General features: G+C 43.0%; 22 protein-coding genes. 11 read left to right on the top strand and 11 right to left on the bottom strand.

The genetic code is table 11. The features are described 5' to 3' along the window. Window positions 1–13: 13 nt before the first annotated feature. Window positions 14–1,372: a PFL family protein gene (locus WC958_05050; protein ID MFA5629597.1), complete on the top strand. Its 1,359-nt coding sequence runs from the start codon at window positions 14–16 to the stop codon at window positions 1,370–1,372. Window positions 1,373–1,612: 240 nt separating this feature from the next. Then, window positions 1,613–2,080 carry an Hsp20/alpha crystallin family protein gene (locus WC958_05045; protein ID MFA5629596.1) on the top strand — a complete coding sequence of 156 codons (468 nt, stop codon included), beginning with the start codon at window positions 1,613–1,615 and terminating at the stop codon, window positions 2,078–2,080. A gap of 229 nt (window positions 2,081–2,309) precedes the next feature. Here WC958_05045 and WC958_05040 read toward each other — a convergent pair whose 3' ends face one another. The 4 genes from WC958_05040 to WC958_05025 form a co-directional block, all read right to left on the bottom strand. Further along, on the bottom strand, window positions 2,310–3,110 hold the full coding sequence (locus WC958_05040) for an ABC transporter ATP-binding protein (protein ID MFA5629595.1): 801 nt from the start codon (window positions 3,108–3,110) through the stop codon (window positions 2,310–2,312). A 15-nt stretch (window positions 3,111–3,125) separates the two neighbouring features. Next, window positions 3,126–4,193: an iron chelate uptake ABC transporter family permease subunit gene (locus WC958_05035; GenBank protein ID MFA5629594.1), complete on the bottom strand. Its 1,068-nt coding sequence runs from the start codon at window positions 4,191–4,193 to the stop codon at window positions 3,126–3,128. 91 nt (window positions 4,194–4,284) lie between these two features. Further along, window positions 4,285–5,370, bottom strand: a complete 1,086-nt coding sequence (locus WC958_05030; protein MFA5629593.1) for a helical backbone metal receptor — start codon at window positions 5,368–5,370, stop codon at window positions 4,285–4,287. A gap of 185 nt (window positions 5,371–5,555) precedes the next feature. Then, window positions 5,556–6,341, bottom strand: a complete 786-nt coding sequence (locus WC958_05025; protein ID MFA5629592.1) for a winged helix-turn-helix transcriptional regulator — start codon at window positions 6,339–6,341, stop codon at window positions 5,556–5,558. 279 nt (window positions 6,342–6,620) lie between these two features. Between WC958_05025 and WC958_05020 the strand changes: the two genes are divergently transcribed. From WC958_05020 to WC958_04985, 8 genes are all read left to right on the top strand, one after another. Next, window positions 6,621–7,664, top strand: a complete 1,044-nt coding sequence (locus WC958_05020; GenBank protein ID MFA5629591.1) for a hypothetical protein — start codon at window positions 6,621–6,623, stop codon at window positions 7,662–7,664. A gap of 168 nt (window positions 7,665–7,832) precedes the next feature. Further along, window positions 7,833–8,741, top strand: coding sequence for a trypsin-like peptidase domain-containing protein (locus tag WC958_05015; protein ID MFA5629590.1), 909 nt, complete (start codon window positions 7,833–7,835; stop codon window positions 8,739–8,741). Window positions 8,742–8,956: 215 nt separating this feature from the next. Continuing rightward, window positions 8,957–10,894, top strand: coding sequence for a proton-conducting transporter membrane subunit (locus WC958_05010; protein MFA5629589.1), 1,938 nt, complete (start codon window positions 8,957–8,959; stop codon window positions 10,892–10,894). Beyond that, a complete protein-coding gene (locus WC958_05005) occupies window positions 10,891–11,832 on the top strand; it encodes an NADH-quinone oxidoreductase subunit H (protein ID MFA5629588.1) in 942 nt (313 codons plus the stop codon). Before WC958_05010 ends, WC958_05005 begins: the two co-directional genes overlap by 4 nt. Next, a complete protein-coding gene (locus WC958_05000; GenBank protein MFA5629587.1) occupies window positions 11,829–12,506 on the top strand; it encodes a hydrogenase subunit in 678 nt (225 codons plus the stop codon). The genes WC958_05005 and WC958_05000 overlap by 4 nt, the downstream gene beginning before the upstream one ends. Continuing rightward, on the top strand, window positions 12,507–13,988 hold the full coding sequence (locus tag WC958_04995; protein ID MFA5629586.1) for a proton-conducting transporter membrane subunit: 1,482 nt from the start codon (window positions 12,507–12,509) through the stop codon (window positions 13,986–13,988). A 9-nt stretch (window positions 13,989–13,997) separates the two neighbouring features. After that, window positions 13,998–15,578 carry an NADH-quinone oxidoreductase subunit C gene (locus tag WC958_04990; protein ID MFA5629585.1) on the top strand — a complete coding sequence of 527 codons (1,581 nt, stop codon included), beginning with the start codon at window positions 13,998–14,000 and terminating at the stop codon, window positions 15,576–15,578. A gap of 13 nt (window positions 15,579–15,591) precedes the next feature. Continuing rightward, the gene (locus tag WC958_04985; protein ID MFA5629584.1) at window positions 15,592–16,125 is read left to right on the top strand and encodes an NADH-quinone oxidoreductase subunit B family protein; all 534 of its coding nucleotides are present in this window, start codon (window positions 15,592–15,594) and stop codon (window positions 16,123–16,125) included. Between the two features lie 221 nt (window positions 16,126–16,346). On the opposite strand, the gene WC958_04980 is transcribed toward WC958_04985, so the two are convergent. From WC958_04980 to WC958_04950, 7 genes are all read right to left on the bottom strand, one after another. Beyond that, entirely contained in the window at window positions 16,347–17,210 is an 864-nt protein-coding gene (locus WC958_04980) for a glycine betaine ABC transporter substrate-binding protein (protein MFA5629583.1), read from the bottom strand. A gap of 87 nt (window positions 17,211–17,297) precedes the next feature. Further along, window positions 17,298–18,218 carry an ABC transporter permease subunit gene (locus tag WC958_04975; GenBank protein ID MFA5629582.1) on the bottom strand — a complete coding sequence of 307 codons (921 nt, stop codon included), beginning with the start codon at window positions 18,216–18,218 and terminating at the stop codon, window positions 17,298–17,300. Then, the gene (locus WC958_04970) at window positions 18,205–19,410 is read right to left on the bottom strand and encodes a glycine betaine/L-proline ABC transporter ATP-binding protein (GenBank protein ID MFA5629581.1); all 1,206 of its coding nucleotides are present in this window, start codon (window positions 19,408–19,410) and stop codon (window positions 18,205–18,207) included. Before WC958_04970 ends, WC958_04975 begins: the two co-directional genes overlap by 14 nt. Before the next feature lie 396 nt (window positions 19,411–19,806). Beyond that, window positions 19,807–20,418 (bottom strand): NAD(P)H-dependent oxidoreductase, encoded by a 612-nt coding sequence (locus WC958_04965; protein ID MFA5629580.1) that lies wholly within the window; start codon window positions 20,416–20,418, stop codon window positions 19,807–19,809. Window positions 20,419–20,608: 190 nt separating this feature from the next. Beyond that, window positions 20,609–21,898, bottom strand: a complete 1,290-nt coding sequence (locus tag WC958_04960) for a hypothetical protein (protein ID MFA5629579.1) — start codon at window positions 21,896–21,898, stop codon at window positions 20,609–20,611. 513 nt (window positions 21,899–22,411) lie between these two features. After that, a complete protein-coding gene (gene recN, locus WC958_04955; protein MFA5629578.1) occupies window positions 22,412–24,142 on the bottom strand; it encodes a DNA repair protein RecN in 1,731 nt (576 codons plus the stop codon). 26 nt (window positions 24,143–24,168) lie between these two features. Further along, on the bottom strand, window positions 24,169–25,083 hold the full coding sequence (locus WC958_04950; GenBank protein MFA5629577.1) for an alpha/beta fold hydrolase: 915 nt from the start codon (window positions 25,081–25,083) through the stop codon (window positions 24,169–24,171). Window positions 25,084–25,267: 184 nt separating this feature from the next. Here WC958_04950 and WC958_04945 point away from each other — a divergent pair. Then, window positions 25,268–25,648 (top strand): ATP-binding cassette domain-containing protein (locus WC958_04945; protein ID MFA5629576.1); only part of this gene is annotated, 381 nt, incomplete at its 3' end.

Genomic DNA, 25,648 nt, shown 5'->3' with positions numbered 1-25,648 from the left:
CAGGGAGTAAGGGATGATAAATACTTACGAGATTTTGGAAACAATTAAAATGATATCCAACGAGAGTTTGGATATCAGGACCATCACCATGGGAATCTCTTTAAGGGACTGTGCTCATAACGATATGGATGCGCTGGCCTTACGCGTTTACGACAAAATAACCCGTAAAGCCGAAAAATTAGTGCAAACCGGCGAAGATATCGAAAAGGAATACGGGATTCCCATTACCAACAAACGTATTTCGGTAACCCCTATTTCCGTTATCGGCGAAGGTGCGGGAAACGATTATATTAAGATTGCCAGAGCGATGGACCGAGCCACCGAAACAACAGGGGTTGATTTTATCGGCGGTTACAGCGCGCTTGTGCATAAAGGCTACACCGACGGAGACAGAAAATTTGTTGATTCTATCCCCGAAGCATTATCGGAAACAAAAAGGGTTTGCGCTTCGGTAAATATTGCCACCACTAAAAGCGGGATTAATATGGATGCCGTCGCCCAAATGGGCAAAGTAATTAAAAAAGCAGCTCAGCTTTCAGCAAAAGATTCGGGGATTTCCTGTGCTAAATTGGTTGTTTTTTGTAACGCCCCGGAAGATAACCCCTTTATGGCGGGGGCTTTTCACGGAATCGGAGAACCGGAGTGCGTTATCAATGTCGGGGTAAGCGGACCGGGCGTTATGCATAATACCTTAAAAAAGATTTCACCGAACGCCGATTTCACCGAGATTGCCGAAACTATTAAAAAGACCGCTTTTAAGATTACCCGTGTCGGACAACTGGTCGCCAACGAAGCGTCAAAACGCTTGGGGGTTACTTTTGGCATTGTTGACCTTTCTTTGGCCCCGACACCGGCTATCGGCGACAGCATTGCAAATATCTTGGAAGATATGGGTTTGGAAAGATGCGGCGCACCGGGAACTACCGCCGCATTGGCACTGCTAAATGATGCGGTTAAAAAGGGCGGTACGATGGCCAGCTCTCAGGTGGGCGGACTTTCGGGGGCCTTTATTCCGGTAAGCGAAGATGCCGGAATGGTTGAAGCCGTTAAAGTCGGAGCCCTTAGCCTCGAAAAACTGGAGGCGATGACCTGTGTTTGCTCCGTAGGTTTGGATATGATTATTGTTCCCGGAGATACCCCCGAATCGACTATTTCCGCCATTATTGCCGACGAAGCCGCGATCGGTATGGTTAATACCAAAACCACAGCAGTCAGAATCATTCCCGCCCCCGGTAAAACCGTAGGCGATATTGTTGAATTCGGCGGTCTTTTGGGCGGCGGTCCGGTAATGGCTGTTAACAGGTTTTCGAGCGAGGCGTTTATTGCCAGAGGCGGACGAATCCCCGCCCCCATCCACAGCCTGAGGAATTAAAACAAACCGGATTTACATCAGAGATTAGCGTAAGCAGCTCCGTAAGAGCTGCTTACATTTTTTATTTTTCCCACCGCAAACCATCCGCTTTTGCTGTTCACAACGCATTTCTCGCCTCTAATACTTAATAATTGTTTATCAAAGCATTGACAAATCATAATCAGTACTGTATAATAATTCTAGCAATCGATGATTGAGATTGCTAATTTTGAGACGATTAAACAAGAGGAGGCTTTAGATATGGCACTTCAAAGATGGAACCCTTACAGGGAATTAAAACAAGCGGAGGACATGATGAACAGATTATGGCGAATCGGCGGATTACCTGCCTACCGTGAAGAGGCGGAAGATTGGAACATACTGATTGATGTTTTCAAAAAGGACGACGATATTGTTGTTAGCGCCGCCGTACCGGGGATTAAACCCGAAGAAATCGATGTGGCGATTGAGGATAACGTTCTGACTATCAGAGCCGAGAGAAAACCCGAAGCGGACAGCGAGGTTGAGTATCTTGTTAAAGAAAGGCCGTTCGGTTCGTTCTTTAGAGCGCTCAGACTCCCCGATACCGTTGATACCGAAAAAGTTGTTTCTTCTTATTGCAACGGGGTTTTAACAATCGTAATGCCCAAAGCCGAAGAGAAAAAGAAGAAGCAAATTCAGGTTAAAGTTGAAAGCGAGCCGAAAACAATTGAAGCAAGCGCTGAATAATCAGGCAAGCAGATCTTTTTCCTAATTCCTCCCTAAAATCAGCCCGACGATAAGCCGGGCTGATTTTTTTAATGCCCTCTAAAACCCACCTGTAATCGGTTAAAAATATCGGTTCCGAGACTTACGATGGTTATATCGGCTATGTCAATTGATTTAGGATAATTCGAGAGCGCTTACTTTGAAAGATGAAGGCGATTTGTTAGGAAAAGTAAGAGCTGAGCGGAATATCTTAGAGGTTGTTGTTATTTGAGCGGTTACCGGTAATAAGCGTAACCGGTAATTTATTAACGGGATGCTCCGAAATATAGACATCGGCGCCGTAAACCTCTTTAACATTCAAGGCGGTTACAACTTCTTTGGGGGTTCCTGCACTAAATATGCCCCCCTTGTGCAGCATTACAATTCGGTTGCAAAATTGTGCCGCCAAATTGAGGTCATGCAAAGCGGCAAGCGCCGCAATCCCCTCTTTTTTACAAAGCCCCAAAATCAGTTCTAAGGTTTCAACCTGATAATTAATATCCAAATTGGATGTCGGTTCGTCTAAAAGGATTATTTTCGGCTGCTGTGTTAAAGCCCTTGCTATCGTGAGGCGCTGTTTTTCGCCCCCCGAAAGCTCTCCGACCCTGCGTTCCGCCAGATGCAGGGTATCCGTAATCTCCATTGATTTTACGGCAATTTCAATATCTTTCGGGCCTTCGTATTCCAAGAATTTCATATGCGGAGTACGCCCCATTAGCACTACCTCAAAAGCGGTAAACGCATCCGGCAAAGAGGCGGATTGGGGAACAACGGCCATTATACGGGCAATCTCACTGCGCGCCATATTACTAACCGATTTGTCATCAAAGAAAATTTCGCCGCCTTGAAGCGGAATAACATCCGTTATACCTTTAATAAGCGTCGATTTTCCGCAGCCGTTGGGTCCGACAAGCCCCAAAAGTTCTCCCGAAGCGACTTCTAGGTCGATTGCGGATAAAACAACCCTTTTCTCATACCCTAGCGTAACATTTTTTAAGCGTAGTTTCTGCACAATATTTCCCTTAAGCTAAAAAACAGCCTTTTTCTTACGTTTTAACAAATACAAAAAGAAGGGCGCCCCAAAGAATGCGGTAACAATCCCCAGCGGGATTTCGGTTGGCGGCATCACAGTTCTTGCCAAAAGATCGGCAAGAATAAGAAAAATACTGCCGCACAGGATAGAAAGCGGCAGCAGATACCGAAAATCGGGCCCCCAAACTAAACGTACGGCATGGGGAATTATAATCCCGACAAACCCGATAATACCGCCGAAACTAACGGCGGCGGCGGTAATTAAAGTCGCCACAACCAATAAGATTCGTTTGGTTCTTTCAACATTAATACCAAGCTGTTGCGCCTGAGCTTCATCAAACTGCATTACATTTAATGTGCGTCCGTAGAGGCATATAAAAAGAGCCCCCAAAATTATAATCGGCAGTGTTACCCAAACATGGACCCACTTCGGAGATGAAAAACCGCCAAGCAACCACGACGACATCCCATGATAAGATTCGCCGCTGGTAATTAAAAGATAAGATGTAATCGCCGCAAGGAATGCCCCAAGGGCAACACCCGCCAAAATAAGCGTTGTCATCGGCAGGCTTTTACCGACTTTCCCCAGTGAATAAACCAAAAACACCGCACCCAGACCGCCGGCAAAGGCAAATAACGAAACAAAGTTAAGGCTCCAAGCGGAACTTCCCAAAGGAAGCAAAAAACCGATAACGGCACCCAGCGCCGCACCCTGTGATACGCCTATTAAATAAGGATCTGCCAGCGGATTACGAAAGAGCCCCTGATAAGTGGCACCGGCAACAGCAAGCGCCGCACCGGTTAGGGCGGCTAATAACACACGCGGCAGACGCAGGTTTAATATCACCGTTTCTGTCGTTCCGCCCCAGTTTTTTTCAACGGAAAGAAAGGGGATTTTTGATAATATAATACCGACGGTTGTCGAAAACGGAATAGAAGAACTGCCGATACTTACCGCCAAAAAGATTACCAAAAGCAAAATAACCGACAGCAAAAGAGCGGCAATCACCCTTCTTTTGCGCTTTGCGGTTGTTAATGCGTTTATTTGATTTGCCGTTACCATAATATACCGCCGATTTAATTTAAGCCGAAAAGATTATCCCTGCCACCCGCAAAAGATATTCGGGTGACAGGGTATTTTAACAAATTCAATTTTACTCGGTTATTAAGATATTAGAAAAAATTTCCGGATAGAAAAGCTTGGCATAAAATTCCAAGGCATCTACAATACGCTGGCTTGCACGGCTTACAATATCGGCATCCACCATAAAAACACAATCGTTAAGATAGGCATTGGTTGCTTTAAAAGGCGAATCTTCGGCAGTAACATAATCATAAGAAATTCGGCTGCCTTGGTCCGATACTATAGTAATAAAATCCGGATTACGCGCTACCGCTTGCTCCAAATCTACCATCACATCCCATTCTACATCGGCAAAAATATTAATTCCGCCGGCCATATTGATAATGGCATCCAAGAACGAATGTTCACCAACTGTCCATAAAGGATCGTGCCATGTAATATGTAAAATCGAGGGTTTATCCTCTTCGTTAACATTACTAATTGCATCGGTAACGGCGTTTATTCTTGCCTTAAGCCCTGCTACGGCATCTGTGGCAACGGTTTTATTACCGGTAATCTCACCGATTAATATAATATCTCGCATAACACCTTCGATATCGGAAGGCGCCAGAACAATAACCGTTACCCCCTGTGACTGCAGCCATTCCACGTCACCGGTTGTACATTGAATGCTGTCGGCTAAAACCACATCGGCATCCAACAGCAGGATTTTTTCTTTATTGGGGTCGAAATATCCGCCGATACTTTCAACTTGATTTACTCCTTCGGGATAACTGCAATAATCGGTCCGACCGATAAGCGTATCTCCGGCATTTACAAAATAAACCATTTCGGTAATCGTCGGAGAAAGCGAAATAATTGAATTAACGGGCTTTTCAAACGTGTAAGTTACACCGGCATCGTCGATAACGGAAATTAACTGCACCACCCCGGTTACAGTCGAAACCAATGTTTCGGTAACAGTTGATATAGATGTAACAGTGTTCTCAACGGTTTCGGTAGATACAGAAGTTACGGTTGCAGCAGATGTTGATGTTACCGTTGTGGTTTTGGTTGTGGTTACCGTTTCCGCCTCACAGCCGGTAAAGAAAGGGACAGACATTGCCATAACGGCAATAAGGCCGATTACGACAAAAAACTTGGTAAACTTTCTCAAATTAGGCTCCTGGAAATAAAGAAATTTTGATAATTATCAATTGCACTTGATTATAAAGGGAAGCAAAGCAGCTGTCAAGTTCCGGCGGAGGGTCAAAAAAGAGAGGCAAACAGATATTGTTAGGGTAAACCTATCGTCTGTTTATGGGATATAAACCGACGGCCAACACGGTTAATTGAGTTTTTTTACAAACTTGATTCGGCAACCAAAATATAACGGATTTTTTCTTTTTCCAACCGAATCACCAGCCCATCCAATTCGCCTTCCACACAGCAAACAAGTGTATTAAGCCCTGTTTTAGCGGCTTCGACAACCGCCTCCACAACGCCGTAGCGGCAATAGTCGGCATTTATTTTGGAAAGAGCCGCATAAGATTCAATGCCAAGCCCGGCAATAATATCGTTTTCTTGGGCATATTTTTTTAATGTTTCGTAATTGACTTTACGTGATCCGCCGCGGGAAATATCCGCGATTTTAAAAATAACAACTTCCCCTGCTTCCAACGGAACAATGCCCTCAATTCCGGATATTCCGATATCCTCCCCTGCTTTTGCGGCCGACACCGTAAAACCGGTTGCCGCGCCGGTTTCCCCGGAAGATGCGTAAAGCAGCCCGTTTTTCATTTTTAATGATATCTGCTGGTTTTGTGCCAAATCAACTTCCGCCAAAGCGGCACAAATCGATATGTTGTTAACCGCTTTTTGAATATATTGGTTGTACGCATTCAATTCCTTTAACGACTTAATTACCCAGTTGACACCCTCGTTTGTAAGCCGATAACTGGAACGTCCGAGCGCTAATAATAGATCTTCATTTACCATCTGCGCGATATAATCGGAGACTGCCTGCGGGGTAATATCCAACTCTTTGGCAATCTCGCGCTGTTGGATATCGGGGCCTTTATCAGCTATTTCAACCAGAATTTGGAGTTTAGTGGTTTGATTTTTACTGCGCAGTACTTCTATCATCATAAATTACCCCATCTGTCTCAATTTTATAAAAAACGGCTAACCTTTTGAGAAACAATCCGTTTTTATTATAACGGTTCTTTTATAAAAAACAACGCATTTTTGGAATAAATGCAATAAATTGTGTATATTTTACCTTTATTCCCTTTTAAAACGACAAAGTCCGTAAGGGTAACTCTTTAATTTTACTTGGAGCGGAAATTAACCGATGGATTTTTATCCATGGTCTTTTTATTTGTAAAAATGGACTTTTTGATACCGCTAATTTAGAATGAGGTCATAATGAATTTGAAAAACTTGAAAATCAAACCCGTTTACTGGGGTATTTTTATATTTATTGTCGCCCAAGCGATTACCTTTGGTGTTGTTATGCAGCAGCAAGCCTACCTCGAAAAACACGATATAATTATCCCCAGCCAACCTGAAGACATAATAATATGGCCGACCACAACAACCTCAACAACAACCTCAACAACAACCAATGTAACAACCGTTGAAACAACCGCTACCGTTTCAAACTCCGTTATCACCACCACCGCCACCCAAACGCAAGTAACCGAAATAATAACGATTATAGAAGGCGAAACACCTCTTTTTTCGTCGCTGGGAGCAATTTTAATTTATTTCTTTGCGGTGGTAGTTGTACTGGCGGTAATCCTTTTTGTAATTCCCCTATCGGCGCTTAAAATGCTGTTTAGGGCAATCTTTGCGTTCCTGTTTAGCTGGGGCATCTTTATTGTACAAGTTTTTTGGATGCCGCTGATTCCATCGATTATCATTGCCGCTTTAATCGGCGTTTTATGGTTCTTTATGCCTCGCATTTGGCTGCATAACATTATTTTAATTCTGACAATGGTTAGCCTCGGCGCCGTTTTCGGACGCCTTGTATCCCCGTGGACGGCAATGATTATAATTCTTGTAATTGCCCTTTACGACTTTTTGGCTGTCCGTTTCGGTTTTATGACTTGGATGGCCAAAAAAATGGAAATGTCCGAAACTTTACCGGCTTTTGTCCTGCCGGCAACAATCAAAGAATGGAAAGACAGTTTACGAAGCCCCAAAAGCAAGGAGATTGATGCTTCCGAGACACCTAAACATTTTAATCATTCAATTCTTGGCGGCGGAGATATCGGCTTCCCGCTTCTTTTAACCTCGGCGGTCTATTTTGCTCTGGGCCTAAATTCCGCTTTTTTGGTTTCCGCATTTGCGCTGGTCGGCCTTATCTGCGCCTATCTGATTCAATCGTTTATACTCAAAGGTAAACCGATGCCGGCGCTGCCGCCTATTGCGGCATTATCACTTATCGGGTTATTATTGGTAATCTGATTACCCATTTAAATTCAATACTTGCTTTGCCTCTGTTATAATAATTAAGGCAGTACGATTGAAGTTAAAACCTTTAGTTTTAGCCTGCTCTTAATCATAAACAGGCAATAAACCGCGACTTTTTTTAATCGAAAACACCGATTCGTCTTTAATCCAAGGGAGTTAAATATGAATAATTCTGTTATTAAATGGCTGCTTTTACCGATTACAATTACACTGATTATCGTTAGCTTAATCGGAATTTCAATGCTTTCGAATCAAAGCGAGCAAATTAAAGACAAAGCAACACAAATAAGCTCGCTGGAACAACAATTAACGGAAGTTAATCGGCAGTTATCTGCAATTCAAAGTGAAATTTCAGAGTTAGCATCACTTTACGACCGTATCTCCGAACTGGAAACCGTAATTGATAATCTGGGCGAACAGGTTACCACCAAACCCGTACTTGAAAACATTGCCGATGTTGTTAAAAACGTGAGGGCGGGGGTTGTAGCTATCAATACAACCAAGGTTTACAAATACGGCTGGGGCAGTTTCACTTATGATTATGTTGTTACCGGCGCCGGTTCGGGTTGGATATTTAACGATAACGGGATTATCGTTACCAATTATCATGTTATCGAAGGAATGGATACCATTAAGGTTACGCTTGACAGCGGCACCGTTTACGATGTTGATCTTACTACAATTCGTTACAATAAATCGGCCGACATCGCTATTTTCAAAATAGATGCCGAATCTCTTAAGGCTTTAAAAATCGGCAACGCCTCTAAGCTGGCTGTCGGCGAGTGGGTGGTTGCAATGGGTAATTCCCTCGATATGGGGGTAAGTGCCAAGGAAGGGATTATCGGGCAGCTTCATGTTTCAATCGATGTTGACGGGCAACCATTGGAAGAATTGATTGAAACAAGTGCGGCAATCAATTCCGGTAACAGCGGCGGGGTGCTGGTAAACATGAGCGGAGAAGTTATCGGGATTACAAATGCCAAAATATCCGCCATAGGGGTGGAGGGGATGGGTTATGCCATTAACATTGATTACGCCTTATCCGTTATAAATGAGCTGTTACAAGCATAATCATAATTTTTCGGCCTTTTGCCGCTAAAAATAAAAGGGGTTACCGCAAATTTAAAAACATTCGGAATAAAAAATATTCCGCATCGCAAATGCATTTGACAACGTAATTGGCTTTGCTTAGAATTATTGCGAGGACGTGAAGTTTGTAATTGAATGACTAAAGGAGACCTCAAGGATTAGTCCTCCCCCTTTGATTGGTTCAAATAACGTAATTAATGGAAACTCTTTTTTTAAGCGGATGCGCTATTTTACTTTTGTGTTGCGTTTTTTCGCTTGTTACAATTAAAAAATCGGGCAGGAACAACCGCCGTATCGGTTTTTTTATATTGTTATCAGGGCTTATCTGTATCACAATTTCCTCCGTTTTATGCTTTTTAAACGACACTGATTGCGGCAGAACCTTTTATTCGATTACCGAAGGGCTCTCTTTCGGCTTTCATTTGGACAAGTTATCGTCTTTGTTTACCGGCTTAATCGGAATCGTCGGTTTTTGCACGGTTATCTATACAATCAGTTACATAGAGCACGGGGCTACCGGTAAAAGAAGACAAATCTTTGCCGCACTGCTGCCTCTTTTTATCCTTGCCATGATTATGGTCGTGGTTTCGGATAACATGTTCGGGTTCCTTTTCTCTTGGGAGATAATGTCGATTTCATCGTTCTTTCTGGTAATGCACGAAAGAGAAAAAGCCGAAACACAAAAAGCCGGCATCTTTTATTTTGTAATGACCCAATTTAGCACCCTTTTCTTATTTATCGCCTTTTTGGTTATTTATAAATACAGCGGGACTTTTGATATTAAAAATGCCGCCGTTTTACCGGATGCCGCTAAAGGGCTTGCCTTTGCGGCGCTTTTTATCGGGTTTGGAACCAAAGCCGGGCTTATTCCGTTCCACAAATGGCTGCCGTATGCCCACTCCGCAGCCCCTTCAAACATTTCGGCGCTAATGTCGGGGGTAATGCTTAAGGTTGCTATTTACGGATTATGCCGCTTTACATTTGATGTCCTGCAACCGGACTTGTGGTGGGGGTTCATTCTCCTTGCCTTCGGTACAATTTCGGCGGTATTGGGTGTTATTTATGCCCTCAAAGAGCATGATTTCAAAACGCTGCTGGCGTATCACAGCATTGAAAACATCGGAATTATTGTCCTTGGGTTGGGAATGTATATCATTTTCAATTACTACGGGCTGGAAATACAAGCCAACTTAAGCCTGGTCGGCGCCCTGTTCCATACATTTAACCATGCCGTTTTTAAAAGCCTTTTATTTATGACCGCCGGCTCGGTAGTACAGGCAACGGGGACACGCAATATTGAGGAAATGGGCGGGCTCGCCAAAACAATGCCGTTTACCGCTGTTTTATTCCTGATTGGAGCTTGCGCCATCTCTGCCCTGCCGCCTTTGAACGGGTTTGCCAGCGAAGTTATGATTTTCCAGGCGTATCTCGGTTCGTTCGAATTAAATAATGCGGTCGTTGAAATTGCAATGGTTGTCGGGCTGGCTGCATTTGCACTAATGAGCGCACTGGCCGCCGCATGTTTTGTTAAGGCCTTCGGAATTGTATTTTTAGCCAAACCGCGCTCAAGGGAAGCCGGCAGAGCAACCGAAGTATCGCGTAATATGCTGGGCGGACCGGCTGTTTTGGCATTTATTTGTATTGTTTTGGGGGTATTTTCTTACCAGATTATTCAAGGCATCGGTTTTGATATCCCGATACCTAACCTGCTGCCGGTAAGTATTCTCTTACTCTTAATTACGCTGATACTAATCGGGTTCCTTAAACTTGCCCGCGTTCCGGTAAGAATCGAAGAAACTTGGGCTTGCGGCATTCGAAAACAAACTGAGGCGATGGAATATACCGCCACCGGTTTTTCGGAGCCGATTGTTACCATTTTTCGCTTAATATTCCGCACAAGAAAAACGAACGACAAAGAATATTTTGATGAAGCAAAAAGTATTACAAAAAGTACAAAAGCGCATATCAGCACCCTGCAATTTTTTGAAGAACGCATTTATTTACCGTTTGCGCGTTTTGTAATGAGAATTGCCTCGTTTATTTCGGAAAAGCATAATAAAGATCTGGAAACCTTTATAGTCTATGCCTTTGTTGCAATTGTTTTGGTGCTTATCACGGCGGGGGTATGGCTATGAGCTGGAATATGATTTTATACATCGTTTTAAATACCGCATTCGTATTGCTTTTGGCACCCTTATTTATGAGCCTTATTAAAAAGGTGAAGGCAATGTGCCAGGGGCGCCGGGGGACGCCGTTACTACAAACGTACTTCCAATTGTTTAAGCTTTTTAAGAAGGAAATTATCTATTCCGATACGTCTTCTTTTATTATGCGCATCAGCCCTTATCTGAATATCGCCTTTTTATTGGTCGCATCGATAGCCGTGCCGATTGTATTTATTCCGGCACAGGAAAGCGGTTTCGGCAATATTATTTTATTCCTATACCTGATGGTATGCGCCCGCTTTTTTATGGCGCTCGGCGGTCTTGATGCAGGCAGCGCTTTCGGCGGGATGGGAAGTTCACGCGAAATGACAATTGCATCCATTATTGAACCCTCGATGCTAATGGCCTGCGCCGCAATGGCTTTTATTTTAAAGAGCACTGATATTCCGCTGATGTTTGAAACGGTACTTGATAATTCCGTGGCCCAATATCCGACGTTAATATTGGTTGCTTTCTCTTTATTTATTATATTGATTGTGGAAACCGCCAGGGTGCCGGTCGATAACCCCGAAACACACCTAGAACTTACAATGGTTCACGAAGCTATGATTCTGGAGCAAACGGGCCCCAAATTGGCATTAACCGAACTTTCTTACGGTATTAAACAATTAATACTAATGGCTTTGTTAATCAATATCATTTTCCCGTGGGGGCTGGCCGTAGAAATCACACCGATCGGAATATTGATATCAATAGCTCTTTTTACATTAAAAGCAGTAATATTGTCGGTGCTAATCGGGGTATTTGAATCATCTTTTGCCAAGATTCGTTTTTTCCGTTTGCCCGATTTCTTTATGATCGTTTTCTTCCTGTCGTTTGCTATTATAGTTTTTGAGTTGCTGACATGATAGATACACTTATTTTTAATGATATAGTTCGAGGGTTGTTCGTTTTCGTATTGGGAACGGCAGTATTAATTATTACCCAGAGGTCGCTCACCTCTCTTTTCAAAATCTATGCCATCCAATCATTTATATTGGCAATAATGGCGGTTGTTTTATTTATCGATACGGGAACGCTCAACCTGCTCTTTATAGCCTTGCTGACCCTTATTGTAAAAACGGTTTTTATCCCCCTCTTTTTGCATAAAAGCCTCAAAAAAATGGCAGTCAAAAGGGATATTCAATTTTATTACCTTACCCCCGCAAGCTCGATAATAATCAGTGCTTTACTGATGTTTACGGTCTATTTTGTTTTTAAAAACTTTGCCGCAACCTTGTTTGAAGATTCCCTGTTTTTACTTGGAGGAGTTATCGGCGTATCGCTGGTAATGATGGGAATGATGATAATTTTCAGCCGTAAAAAAATCCTCACCAAAATTACAGGGTATCTGACTATGGAAAACGGCGTTCTTTTATTTAGTCTTTTTATGGCGGAAATGCCTTTTATAATTGAATTATTGGTAATGATTGACCTTTTTATAGTTATTCTTATTTCGACGGTTATGGCTTTCGGGATTGATTCAAGCATTGAGTCCTTCCACCGCAGGCTGGTTAAATTCGGATTGGAGTTTGAGGACTAGATGGAAAACTGGATTCCGGTTCTGTTTGCCGCTCCGACCCTGTTAATAATCGGTATCTTGTTATCGTTTTGGAAAAGCAAACAAACCGATCAAGCGGATAACTGCTCTTTGAGCCTGTTCACAATTATCCACACTGTAATTTATTTCGGGATAAGTTTATGGTTAATTTTTGCCGCCGACCTTCCGATAACTTTATTTGATAACGAATATTTTTATATTGATGCGCTCTCCGGTTACGAAATACTGATTACAACGATTGTCTTTTTGCTTGTTTCACTCTACGGACGCGGTTATGTTTCCGGTTTAATTAAAGCCGGAGACCTCGATGCAATCGTTTTAAAGTTTTTCTATGCCGCCTTTTGCCTGCTTGAACTGCTGCTTGTTTTTGGTTTTATGTCCAACAATATCGCTTTGCTTTGGATATTTATCGAGTTAAGTACAATCATAACCGCCTTTTTAATAGTAACTTTAAATGCCCGGGAGAATATCCTCGCCGCATTAAAATATATCTTTATAGCTTCTACCGCGATGATTTTCGGATTTATCGGAATTATTATTCTGTTTACGCTAAGCCAAAAAGTGATTGACGGAGGCAGCCTAAACTGGACGACCCTAATGGATATCGCACACTCCGTTGATCCTTCAATTCTTAGTTTTGCCTTTATCTTTTTATTTATCGGATTTGCCGCTAAATCAGGGTTAGTGCCGTTCCACACATGGATTCCGATTGCCTACGCTCGAGCTCCGTCTATTGTAGCCGCTGTATCGGGGATAGTCTTAAACCTGGGCGTTTACGGTATTCTGCGGTTATATGCCATCGGCAACTTAGCCGGCGCCGGTGAATTTTTAAAGAACTTTTTATTGGTTATTGGGCTTCTTACGGTAATAATCGCTGCATTTAGTATCCTTGCGCGCACAAACACCAAAAAGTTATTGGCCTTTTCAAGTATCGAAAGCATGGGCTTTATGATTGTATCAATTGGAATCGGGGCTCCGGTGGCCCTGTTTTGGATGCTCTTTTTTCAATTCACCCACTCGCTTGTTAAAACCCTGCTCTTTTTCTGTGCCGGCATATTCCGCCGCCAGTATAAAAGCAATAAATTTGATATGATTAAGAAACCGTTCCAACTGCAGCCCCTGGCAAGCTGGGGTTTAATACTGGGAGGCGCTGCGATTATCGGCACTCCTTTGTTTCCCATATTTTTGGCCAAATGGAATATTTTAAGTGTTCTTGTTTCGGCTTCTTTCCCGGCTTTTGTTGTTTTATTGGTATGCTTCCTGTTGGTTGCGGTTGGATTTGTGCTCTTTTTCATCAGGGCTTTCAACCAAAAAACGGAGGAGGAGATTCAACCATACCAAGTTCCAAGCAATATGAAGGTGCCGATAGTAATAACAATCTGTCTGATTATCGCAATGGGTTTGTATATTCCTTCGTGGTTAAATAATATACTGTTGGATATCAGCGGAATTCTTGGTTTTTAAAGAGAATATATGAATACACTGGGAACAATATTAAAAAGAACATTAGAAGCGCGCAACGTAAAGTGCGTTTTAAGGCAGGCTATACCCGGCGAAGATTACATTATTATGGATGCCGGGTCGTTTGACGAAACGATGCAAGTTATTAAAAGCCAGCAATTATTGGGGCTTACCGCAATTTGGGCGGCGGAAAACTTTGATGAACATAACGGGTTGACCCTCTTTTATACCTTTGAAAATCATAACGTGCATGAATTTTTAATCCTTGCAATCAATCTGCCGGATAAACACGCCACTTCAATTGCATCGGATTTCCCGATTGCCTGCTATTTTGAACGTGAAATCAAAGACGGATTCGGGATTGAATTCGACGGGGCTTTTGATACCAGAAGGTTGTTCCTGCACGAAGTTTATCCCGACAGTTTTCATCCGCTGTTAAAATCTTTTGAAAACCAAACGCTTGAGCTTGATTATAACGAGCCGAAAGGAACAGAATACCTCTTTAAAGAAGTCAGCGGAGAAGGTGTTTACCAAATTCCGGTCGGGCCGGTACACGCCGGCATTATCGAACCGGGGCATTTTCGTTTTGGGGCAATGGGTGAAACAATTTTCAACTTGGAAATTCGCCATTTCTATAAACATCGCGGGATTGAGAAACTGGCTGAAAATAAAAACCCGGCAGATTGCATGGCAATTGCCGAGAGTATCAGCGGCGATGAAAGCGCCGCCAACGCAACCGCATTTGCAATGTCTGTAGAAAAAATCAACGAATGTGTGATTCCCGAAAGGGCGGTATGGCTGCGAATGATGCTGCTTGAAATGGAACGCATTTATTCCCACCTCGGAGACATGGCCGGAATGCAGGTTGATGTGGCTTATCCGGTTGGCGCCAACCTGCTTTTTATTCTAAGGGAGCAAATACTGCGTTATAATTCGTTAATGACCGGTTCGCGTTTTTTGAAAGGGTTTATTATCCCCGGCGGGCTTAAAAAAGATATTGAGAGCGCCAAGCTAAACAACTTTAAGAAATTTCTGGTTAAATTCAGAAAAGATTTTAATGAAGCTCTCAAAACAGCCTATGATTCATCATGGGTAATTGATCGCTTTGATACAACCGGCGTTGTTAAGCACGAACTGGTAAACTCTCTTAACTTAAGCGGACCGATAGCCCGCGCCTCGGATGCCGCCATCGATACGCGGCGCAATCACCCTTACGCCAACTACGCCAAAGTAAAAATTGAAATACCTTCGAAAAGAGAAGGGGATGTGCTGGCCCGGTTTACGGTTAAAGCCGATGAAATCAAAAGTTCTTTAAATATTATCAATAACGTATTGGATAATTTAAACGAAGGCCCCATCCGGGAAAGATGTTCCAACAAAGACGGTTTTTCTCTAACTGCCGTAGAAGCTGCCAGAGGTCAAAACTTACACTGGGTAAATATCAGAAACGGTGTTATCAACCGTTACAAGGTTTCCACCGCCTCTTTTTGCAACTGGTGGGCGATTGAGCATGCCGTAATCGGAGATATCGTTCCCGATTTCCCGGTAATCAATAAGAGCATGAATTTATCTTATGCCGGAAACGATTTATAAAAGGTAATCGAACATGACATTAAATATTGTTAAAAACTTTTTCGGACGCAAAGTAGCGGAAGATATCAGCCCGGAACAAATCGATTTTGAAAAAACGGGGTTTGAGCTTAAAGAAAATATAGATTCCATTTTTGGGCGGAGCCTTGCTATCCGTGAGCTTGATTCGGGCAGCGACAATGCCGCCGAAATCGAATTAAATAACCTTGGAACACCCCATTATGATATTGAACGCTTCGGAATATCTTTTGTTGCCTCTCCCAGGCATGCTGATGTAATTGTAATTACCGGAGCGGTTACACACAACATGGCACAGGCCGTAAAAAAGACCTACAATGCCATGCCGCAACCCGGCTTTGTAATCGCCGTCGGGGATGATGCTTGCGACGGCGGTATTTATAAAGACAGCTATGCCGTTCTTGGCGGTGCCGATAAAATACTGCCGGTTGATATTAAAATCCCCGGTAATCCCCCCACCCCACTCGAAATTATGAAGGGATTACTGGCTCTAACAGAAGCAATTAAACAACAAAATCGAAAAAAGAGTTAGGACGTTCACTGTAAGACTAGTGAATTTATAATACCGTTAGAAAGTATTTCCGATTATTGATGGGTCGGAATTTCCCGGATAAAAAGCTTACAAAATCCGATTCAGTCTGCTTTGGCAAATAGAGAAACGATATCGCCAAAAAGCCTTATGAAAAATTAAAATAAGAGAGGGAGAGCTCTAAGCTCTCCCTCTTAAAATCACTCTCTAAAATAATAACAACTCTACGGTAACCAGCTATCAACAACGGCACGGTTGTCTTCAACCCAAATACTTGCAGCTTCCGCAGGATCCATCTTTTCGATATTGATCATGTACATGACTTCGCCAAGCTGATCTGCGGTAATATGCCAATTAGATAAAAATGCCGCCGCATCGGGGAAATCCGCACTAAATCCGTTTCTGGCAATAATAGCGATGTCTTCGTTACTGCCCAAAGCAAGTTCGGGGTCTTCAAGCATTTTCAAATCATAAGCAAAGAACTTCCAATGCGGAGCCCAGCCGGTTACAACCACCCAGTCTCCTTTATTTATCGCACGTTCGAGTTCGGAAATCATTCCCGCTTCGCTGGATTCAATAAGATTCCAATCTTCGAGCCCGTAAGTCGGCATAACGGCATTGCGCGTTGCTTCCATTAAGCCGGCGCCGGGGTCAATTCCGACAATGCGCCCCTGAAACTGATCTTTATGATCTTTCAGTTCGGCAATTGAATCGATATCTACATAAGACGGTACCACCAAAGCCAGTACGGCCTGATCGAATAAAACTCCAAGCTTTTCTAAATTATCACCGTACTTTTCCCAATAAGAGGCATGGGTAAAAGGGAGCCAGGCGGTTGTAATTACGTCCGCATCGCCCGTATCAATTGATGTCCACATCACGCCGGCTTGGACGACACTGAGTTCCACTTTGTAGCCCATTTCTTCTAAAATTACTTGAGCCAGATGGGCTTCAGCTTCGGCACAAGCCCATTGAACATAGGGGATTTTGATAGTTTTTGAATCTGAATCACAGCCGACTAACATTCCGGCCGATAAAAACAAGGCAACAAACATTGCTGCCATTAAATAACCGATTTTTTTGAACATGTTGTCCTCCTCTTTCTAATAGTTTTAGGTTATCCTTACGGAAACTTTATCTATTCGTCATCCCCTCCTTTCTATGCAATCATTTAATTAAGCTTCTTCAGCCGATTGCTCTATTTCCTTCTGACCCTTTTTGCGGTCTTTATATCTTTCAATTATTGCGGATAAAGGAGTGGGCTTACCCGAGCCGATATTGCGGCTAACCCTGTCAAGAACCATTGCTAAAACCACAATGGCAAGCCCGCTTTCAAAACCGAGTGCCAAATCAAGCCGGCTAACCGAACGCATTACCACTGCACCAAGCCCTTCGGCGCCAATCATCGAAGCGATAACCACCATTGAAATACCGAGCATGATGCACTGGTTAACGCCTGCCATAATACTGGGCAGCGAAAGCGGTAATTCAACCTTTGTTAGCACCTGCCGATCGGTAGCGCCAAATGAAATTGCCATTTCCTTTGTTTCTTCCGGTACCTGTGTTATGCCAAGATAAGTTAGCCGCACAGGCGGCGGCACGGCAAATATAACCGTAGCAAAAAGACCGGGAACCACCCCGATACCAAATAACATCACCGCCGGAATAAGATAAACAAATGCGGGCATAGTCTGCATAAAATCAAGAATCGGGGTCATTGTCCCTTCAAGTCTACGGCTGCGTGTCATCATTATTCCAGTGGGGATACCGATAAACAGCGCAATCACAACGGCAACAACCACAAGAACCAAAGTGTTGATCATTTGCGGCCAAAGCCCCATATTCCACACCAGTAACAAACCGATTAAACTAAAAACGGCGGTTAATTTGTTGGTAAACAGCCAAGTAAGTAAGGAGAATATGATAATAAGCAGTAAAGGATAGACCCATAATAAGCCTGAACTTAAAACACCGGTAATGGCATCCAGCACTACCCTCATCAAATCGAAAATTACGCCCAGATTTTTGATAATCCATCTGACAAGCCACTCGATAGCATCACCTAACGGCAATTTAGGTAACTCAAGACTCGGCAATTCCGTTACCTCCCTTCCGCTCATCCAAGGTCATCAGCAGTATATTGTGGGTAATAACGCCCAAAAACCGACCGTTTTCATCAACAACCGCTAAATCTTGTTCGGCATTACGCAAATCGTGATATACATCTCTCATAATTGTATCGGATAATACCGTGCTGGCTTCTTTAATCACTTCCTCAAAGTTAATCTTTTTTGCTTTGGAGAGCCTTAAAATATCGTCACGTAAGATTATTCCCATCAGTTTATTTCGGGGACCCAATACAAAAAGGTATTCTTTGTCGGCCTTCTTCATTTTATGCAAAGCCACCGAAACGCTTTCGCTTTTGCGAATTATTTCTCGAGGCCAGCCGGAAATACTGTTGGCATCAAGTATTTTTGAAACGTCAATTCCTTGTAAGAATTTTTCAACGTATTCGTTGGCCGGCTCCGAAAGTATTTCGTCTGCTGTCCCGATTTGTTCAATTACACCTTCCCGCATAATCGCAATTCTGTCACCCAGTCTTAACGCTTCATCCAAATCGTGGGTAACAAAAACGACGGTTTTTTTGATTTCTTTTTGCAGAGTAATTAATTCCTCTTGCATTTCGGCGCGGATAAGGGCATCCAATGCGCTAAACGGTTCATCCATTAGCAAGATATCGGCATCCATCACCAGCGCCCGTGCCAGCCCCACCCTCTGTTTCATACCGCCGCTAAGCTCGTCGGGGAATTTATCTTTCCAATCTTCCAATCCAACCACAGCCAATGCCTCCCGAGCCCTTTTATGTCTTTCTTCCGGGGAAACGCCTCTTAATTCAAGCCCAAAAGCGACATTATCGGTAATGGTACGATTCGGCAAAAGAGCAAAATGTTGAAAAACCATGCTTATTCTTTCACCGCGAAGCCTGCGTAACTCTTCGGGCTTCATTTTATCCACCGCCCTGCCGTCTACCAAAAGAGAACCGGATGTTGGCATAAGCAGGCCGTTGATACAACGCAACAGTGTGGATTTTCCGCTGCCGGAAAGGCCTATAAGAACAAAGATTTCACCTTCGGCAATTTCAAAATTTGCTCCGGCGACCCCAACGGTCAAACCGGTTTTTTGAATAATTTCGCTCCGCGAGAGGCCTTGGTTATGTAATTCCAATGCCTTATCGGTTTTATCCCCGTAAATTTTGACCAAATTTTTGGCTTTTATTTTTGCAGTCATAATACACATACCCTTTAAAAACTACTCGGAATACTGCAAAAAACCCCATCACGGCAAAAAGACCGGCTTTAAAACCATTGAAATCAGAAACAGTGAACGAAAAATCGCTTTGAATCACCACCCTTAATATCGGATGGAATATTGAACGGACACCGAGTTTATTTCGGAAAAAAGAAGTTAAAAAAGATTAAAAATACAATTATTAAGTTTTAAATATAATTTTTGTTATACTTTCCCCCTTAATTGGTCCTTATGATAGACCCGCCGACAATGCATTGTCAACCCTTTTTAAGGTTTTACGATTAAAAATGAACTATAATTTGTGATATTATGTAAAACATATGAGTGGCCGCGGACTTAATAAAGAGGAGTAAACCTAAAAGAAACAACCTTAGTTCAAACCGAAGAGGTAAGTTCTATACCGATTTGGCGGGCCTTTTCGAGGATTTCGGGGTAATTACGGATTCTGCCCTTATGAAAGACCCCTGTAACCGGCAGTTCTGCGACAATTTCATATCCCAAGGCTTCAAAGGGAAGCCTCAGCGCTTGCAAAGCCGGATCTACCCCGCTGTCTTTAAATGTTTTTTGCTCCGCCACAACGGCAATTACGGCCTTCCTGCCTTGGCCTTGCAGTCGAGTGGACCATTCGCCCGGCCTTTTAGCCGCAAAGTCGTAATAACAATACAAGCGGTCAATAAACGCTTTCATTATGGCGGTTATATTATAGTTGTGCACCGGAGAAACTAAAACCAAACTTTTTGCGGATTCAAACTTGGGATAAATAAGCCCCATATCATCCGAAAGACCGGTGCAAGTTTTATCCTTGCGGCATTGTTCACAACCGGTACACGATTGAAAGTTATAATCCCTTAACTGCACCGTTTCCGCAACCGACCCGCCTAAGCGAATACCGGTAAGAAAGTGCTGAATCAGGATATCGGAGTTCCCGCCTGCCCTGGGGCTGCCTCCGACACATAAAACTGCCGATGGTTTTTGCTTTTCAGTCACTTTCAATACACCTTGTTTCATTAATTTTACTTGGTTAGATACCCGCAGATGATAGAATCTAGGATAACGCCTTGTCAATTTTTCTGAGGTTTTAAAACGAAAACAGACTACTTGTTGCAATATTATAGTAAATGAAGAGCTGCGATTTTCATATTTAAACAAACCGCAGCCCTATCCGCCGATATAAGCCTTACAGCCCGTTTTTAAACGCGGATAATACTTGGTCAAACACGCGCTGTTTTTTCAGCGGTTTATATGCTGACAATGCTTTAGCGGCAATTTGCAGATGTTTTTTGGCTTGCTTTTTCCAAGAGTACGTTTGAGCATAGCTTAGTGAAGTTTCAGCCATTTCTTCTTTTAATGCCGGTTGCAGCAATAATTCTCTGCTTCTTTCCGTAACGGATGATAAATCTTGCCCTACTATACCTCCGGCTTGCTTTAAAACCTCACCAAATCCTTCCAAATCACGCCCCACCATTAGCGCCCCCGCCCCCAGGGCATGCGCCGCCACCCCGCTTTGAGTGCAGTGCTCCGGCCAGTAAAAATTAATATCGAACGCACGTTGCGCCAACGGTAGAATGTTCGGCGGTAACCAAGCTTCAACAATAAATTTATTCTTACCGCTATGAGATGCTCTGAGCTTCTCAACATGTTGTTTTTGTCTTTTATCTCTCAAGCCTCCCATACGAACGCCGACTATCCTCTGTTTCGGCACGGTATTTTGCAGTTTATCTCGGAAAGAAAAAAGAGTTTCGGATCCCTTGTGTTTCCCCAAAAATCCCGCTTGTCCGATCACTATCGGACCGTCTTCATGGAAAACACGTTCACGCAGAAGGCGTTTTTTAACCCCCATATCAGCAACCAAATCATGAATAATGTAATCTTTAAACCGATTTTTTGCCTCCGCGGTACTCATTTGGTTAATTCCGGGGTATAAGTGAATACCGTGTTTCAGTATATGCACCTTGTCAGCATAATCGGGGAACGCGAAAACCACCGCTTCAAACGCACCTCGGCTAAAAACCGTTACGGCATCGACCAACGGGAGTATTTCTTTTAAGAATTTGTATTGTTTTTTACGCATTCCCGACACTGTTTCCTTGCTTTGGAAATGAATCGTATGAAACGTAATTATTTTGGGGATATCAATCTTTTTTAAGGTATTTATGAGCCTCTTGCTGTCAGGCCATATCCCAAATTCATGCTGGAACCATAAAACGGATTTATCCGGCTGATATTGAAGCGCCTGTAAACCCTTTATCAGCGTGGAAGCACTTATATTTTGCGCGCCGGGAATACCGTACCAAACGCAATCATTATTTTCCGTTCGGTTAAGTAACAATGGTGAGTTAAGCTTTTTTAAATCAAAAGATAACACCCCCCGGTTACTGTCCGGTAATTCTTTTATGACATATTCGGTGTAATCGGCAATGCCGCACATTATTGGCTTATATGGACTAACAAAATAAATTTGTACCATACATTACCTCCTTTTTTATTTTTTGTCGGTTTGTTTCTTTAAATATCCGATGGAATACAATAAATACCATATTTCGGTTTTTAAAATTAAAAAAGCAAACGACGACCCCAATAAAGGTTATTTAAATAGCATTATTACTATCGATGTAGTTCGTCCGAACAGAGATTTTAATCAGATATTCAGAGAACAAAAGCTTTTTTACAGCGGATAATCAAAAGGATTGAACCAATAACAAGCAGCAAGCAGGCAAGAAAGCTGTTTTTGTAACACTCTGCTGTATATTACATTGTAACACGTTTGACACTTTATTGCAGTTAAAGTATATATAACATAGGTATTTTAGGGTAAAACTGTATTACTGTATTGGAGAAAATTCGGACTCGTATCATTATCTGCCTTTTACGTATGATTATAAAAAAGAAGACCAGCCGCTGATATTTATCTCTTTATGGGTGGATTATTTGCAAAAATAAAAGCTGATTGAGTTGTCAGACAGCCGTTTCAGATAAGTAGCTAACCGAGCCTTTTTTTCCAATCGTCTGCTTTTTGCAGTAATTCTTGAACGCTCCTGACCGAAGCCTCCGAATAGTCGGAACCGACCAACATCACCGTAAGCTCGCGGATTAAGTCTTCACCTTTGAGGCTTTCAAGCGTGGTTGAAGTGTGCAAACCGTCGGTATTCTTGCGAATGGTATGGTGAACATCGGCAAAAACGGCAATTTGCGGTAAGTGGGTGATACACAAAACTTGCCTGCCGCGCGCAAGCGCCCATAATTTTTCACCGATTACTTCCCCGCAGCGCCCTCCGACACCAATATCAATTTCATCAAAAACCAAAATAGGGATATCATCCGTGGTTGAAAACGCGCTTTTTAATGCCAGCATAAAGCGCGATATTTCACCGGTAGAAGCAATTTTTGCCAGCGGTTTTACCGGCTCGCCGGGGTTGGTGGCAGCCATAAACTCGACAGTATCAATGCCTCTGCGCGTAAACTTATAATTATCGTTTTCCGAGGCTTTATTTTGTTTAACGGAAACCTCAAATTTGACCTGCTCCATTCTTAAATCGGCAAGTTCGGTGTTAACTTTCACGGCCAGTTCTTGTGCCGCTTGGGTGCGCATTGAAGATAATTCCAATGCCGCTTTTTCCAGTTCTTGCCGGAGCGCTTCCGATTGCTTTTTAAGCTCTTCGATACGCTCTGCGGAGTTCGAAATTTTACCCAGTTTTTTCTCCGTTTCCTGCAAGTAACGCAATATATCGGGAATAGTTGACCCGTATTTTCTTTTAAGATTCCTGATAAGTTCAATCCGTTCTTCAACTTCGGCAAGGCGTTCCGCATCAAATTCCGTATTGTCCGAATAATTGCGAATACCGCGTGATGCCTCCTCCACTTCGGGGAGGGCATTTTCAAGCATCTCCAGTTCCGTTTTTAATGCGGGGTCAAGGTCAACTAACCTACTCATAATACCGATGGCGTTGTTTAAGGAATCCAGTACCGCCAAATCCGACGCGGAATCATCGCCGTTAAGCATCGCATAAACCTCACGGGTGGATGCTTTTAACTGTTCGGCAGAGGAAATAATTTTAAGTTCTTGCTCAAGCTCGGTGTCTTCGCCTTCCTTTAATTTCGCTTTTTGGATTTCATCGGCCTGAAAATGCAGCAGTTCTTCCTGAGCCAGGGTATCCCTATCGGCTTTTGCCAATAAATTCAGCTCCGACTCCACCTGTGAAAGCTCGCTAAACAGCGCAAAGTATTTGCTTCTTAAATCAAGCGCATGGGCGTAACCGTCCAGAAAATCGATATGGTAATCGGTATTAAGGAGCGACAAATGATCGCTTTGACCGTGGATATCAATTAAAAAAGCCCCCACCTGAGCCAAAAGACTGCGCGGGACGGCACGGCGGTTGATACGAATTACGCTGCGCCCCTGCCGTTTAAGCTCGCAGCTGATTACGAGCATATCATCGTCGGCAGACAGACCGTTTTCGGTAAGTAAGGTCTTTAAACCCTCAAGCGAGGATTGTTTGGCGGGCAGAGCAAAAAGGCCTTCAATAAAAGTGGTTTCGGAGCCGTAGCGGATATTTTCTTCTTCGATTTTCCCTGAAAGTAACGCCTCTACGGCATCGATTACCAGCGATTTGCCGGCACCGGTTTCGCCGGTGATAACATTTAGCCCCTCGCTCAGATTCCAGCTTATATCTTCAATAATTCCGAAATCTTTTACTCTCAATTCAATCAGCAAATTCGTTACTCCGCAATAATTACAGCTTAAACCCTCTTTTTTAACCAATCGAGAATTAAATCTAATATCTCTTTATCAACAGGCATAGACAGCTGTTTTTTATAGGCAGCTATCGATGGTTCGCCCTTTTCCGCTCTTAATAAATGGGTAATATCGGGCAGGATATGGCTTTCAAAATCGGTTGTTGCCAGTTTTGCCATCTTTTCCAAATCCGCGGGGTCAACTTGTATATCTTTTTCACCTGTTATTGCCAGTATGGGGCATTTGATATTTGGGAAGTCATCGGCAGGGTTGTATTCCAAAAACTCCCGCATCCATTTGGCATTTATTTTGTTTATCAACTGAATCCTAAAACTGTCTTTGGTTGATTTTTTGATTATATCAATTTGTTTCTGCTGCGCCTTGGCAACATCAATGCGAAAGGTCTTAATTAACCAAGCGTTAAAGCCTTTCAGCCCCTTTACTATTTGCCGGGACTGCCACTTCAGTAAATCTTCACCCTTTTGGCAGCTTCCGGCAAGCAGAATTATCCCCGCAACGTCGGTTCCGGTTCCTGCCATCCTTGATGAGATAATTGCTCCCTCGCTGTGCCCCAGTAAAAATAATTTGGAGGAATTAATTCTCTTATAATCCCTGAAATATGAAAGAATTGCAGAAACATCGGCAATATTATCGTAGAATCCGGTTCCCCAGTAATCCCCCTCACTCTTCCCCACCCCCCTTTTATCGTATCGCAAACTGGCTATATTGTTTTCCGCCAGAAAATGGGCAATTTCTTTAAAGGCATTTATCGGATATCCTTTGGCGTTTTCATCCCTGTCCACCTGACCGGAACCGGGAATCAAAACCACACCCGGGAAATTGCCTTCCGATTGCGGTAAAGCAACGGTAGCGGAGAAATTAACATCAGCGACCTCAAATTCTACTTCGCGCTCTACCATCTTGTAGCTCCTCCGATAAAACCACACAACGGTCATGCCGTAAAAGACCTGTCAATATCACTTTGATTATACATTATTATGCTTTGTTGTTGAAAGAAAAACGTATTCAAATTACAATGATATGGCAATATTTGTTTTATTGCTGTTAATTCCGACCGAAGTAAAATATTACAGGAAGTAAGTTATGAATAAAAAAACGGAAACACCTCCGCTAATTTCTCTGCAAGAGGCCAGTAAAAGTTATTTCGGGGGGCTTACCGTTCACCCCGTGCTTACATCCATTACCGCCGATTTTGCCAAAGGCGAATGCGTGGCGCTTTTAGGGCGCAGCGGCTCGGGAAAATCAACCCTGTTAAACGTTATCAGCGGAATCGATAAATTGGACAGCGGTAAAATTATTATCGACGGAATTGATATCACCAACCTCAGCGAACAAAAAAGAACCCTTTTCCGCCGTAAAAACATCGGTTTTGTCTTCCAATTCTTTAATTTAATACCGACCCTTACGGTGCTCGAAAATATAATGTTGCCCTTAGAGCTTAACAAAATCAGTGACCGGGAGCCC

Source organism: Dehalococcoidales bacterium (genome assembly GCA_041656115.1).
In the GTDB taxonomy this organism is placed as follows: domain Bacteria; phylum Chloroflexota; class Dehalococcoidia; order Dehalococcoidales; family UBA5627; genus UBA5627.
This window is presented reverse-complemented; position numbering and strand designations above follow the sequence as displayed.

What these genes read in the sequence shown, in the direction of transcription:
- WC958_05050 (MFA5629597.1), top strand. Translation starts at nt 14, where the DNA reads ATGATAAATACTTACGAGATTTTGGAAACAATTAAAATGATATCCAAC.
- WC958_05045 (MFA5629596.1), top strand. Translation starts at nt 1,613, where the DNA reads ATGGCACTTCAAAGATGGAACCCTTACAGGGAATTAAAACAAGCGGAG.
- WC958_05035 (MFA5629594.1), bottom strand. Translation starts at nt 4,193, where the DNA reads ATGGTAACGGCAAATCAAATAAACGCATTAACAACCGCAAAGCGCAAA.
- WC958_05025 (MFA5629592.1), bottom strand. Translation starts at nt 6,341, where the DNA reads ATGATGATAGAAGTACTGCGCAGTAAAAATCAAACCACTAAACTCCAA.
- WC958_05020 (MFA5629591.1), top strand. Translation starts at nt 6,621, where the DNA reads ATGAATTTGAAAAACTTGAAAATCAAACCCGTTTACTGGGGTATTTTT.
- WC958_05015 (MFA5629590.1), top strand. Translation starts at nt 7,833, where the DNA reads ATGAATAATTCTGTTATTAAATGGCTGCTTTTACCGATTACAATTACA.
- WC958_05010 (MFA5629589.1), top strand. Translation starts at nt 8,957, where the DNA reads ATGGAAACTCTTTTTTTAAGCGGATGCGCTATTTTACTTTTGTGTTGC.
- WC958_05005 (MFA5629588.1), top strand. Translation starts at nt 10,891, where the DNA reads ATGAGCTGGAATATGATTTTATACATCGTTTTAAATACCGCATTCGTA.
- WC958_05000 (MFA5629587.1), top strand. Translation starts at nt 11,829, where the DNA reads ATGATAGATACACTTATTTTTAATGATATAGTTCGAGGGTTGTTCGTT.
- WC958_04995 (MFA5629586.1), top strand. Translation starts at nt 12,507, where the DNA reads ATGGAAAACTGGATTCCGGTTCTGTTTGCCGCTCCGACCCTGTTAATA.
- WC958_04990 (MFA5629585.1), top strand. Translation starts at nt 13,998, where the DNA reads ATGAATACACTGGGAACAATATTAAAAAGAACATTAGAAGCGCGCAAC.
- WC958_04985 (MFA5629584.1), top strand. Translation starts at nt 15,592, where the DNA reads ATGACATTAAATATTGTTAAAAACTTTTTCGGACGCAAAGTAGCGGAA.
- WC958_04980 (MFA5629583.1), bottom strand. Translation starts at nt 17,210, where the DNA reads ATGTTCAAAAAAATCGGTTATTTAATGGCAGCAATGTTTGTTGCCTTG.
- WC958_04970 (MFA5629581.1), bottom strand. Translation starts at nt 19,410, where the DNA reads ATGACTGCAAAAATAAAAGCCAAAAATTTGGTCAAAATTTACGGGGAT.
- WC958_04960 (MFA5629579.1), bottom strand. Translation starts at nt 21,898, where the DNA reads ATGGTACAAATTTATTTTGTTAGTCCATATAAGCCAATAATGTGCGGC.
- WC958_04950 (MFA5629577.1), bottom strand. Translation starts at nt 25,083, where the DNA reads ATGGTAGAGCGCGAAGTAGAATTTGAGGTCGCTGATGTTAATTTCTCC.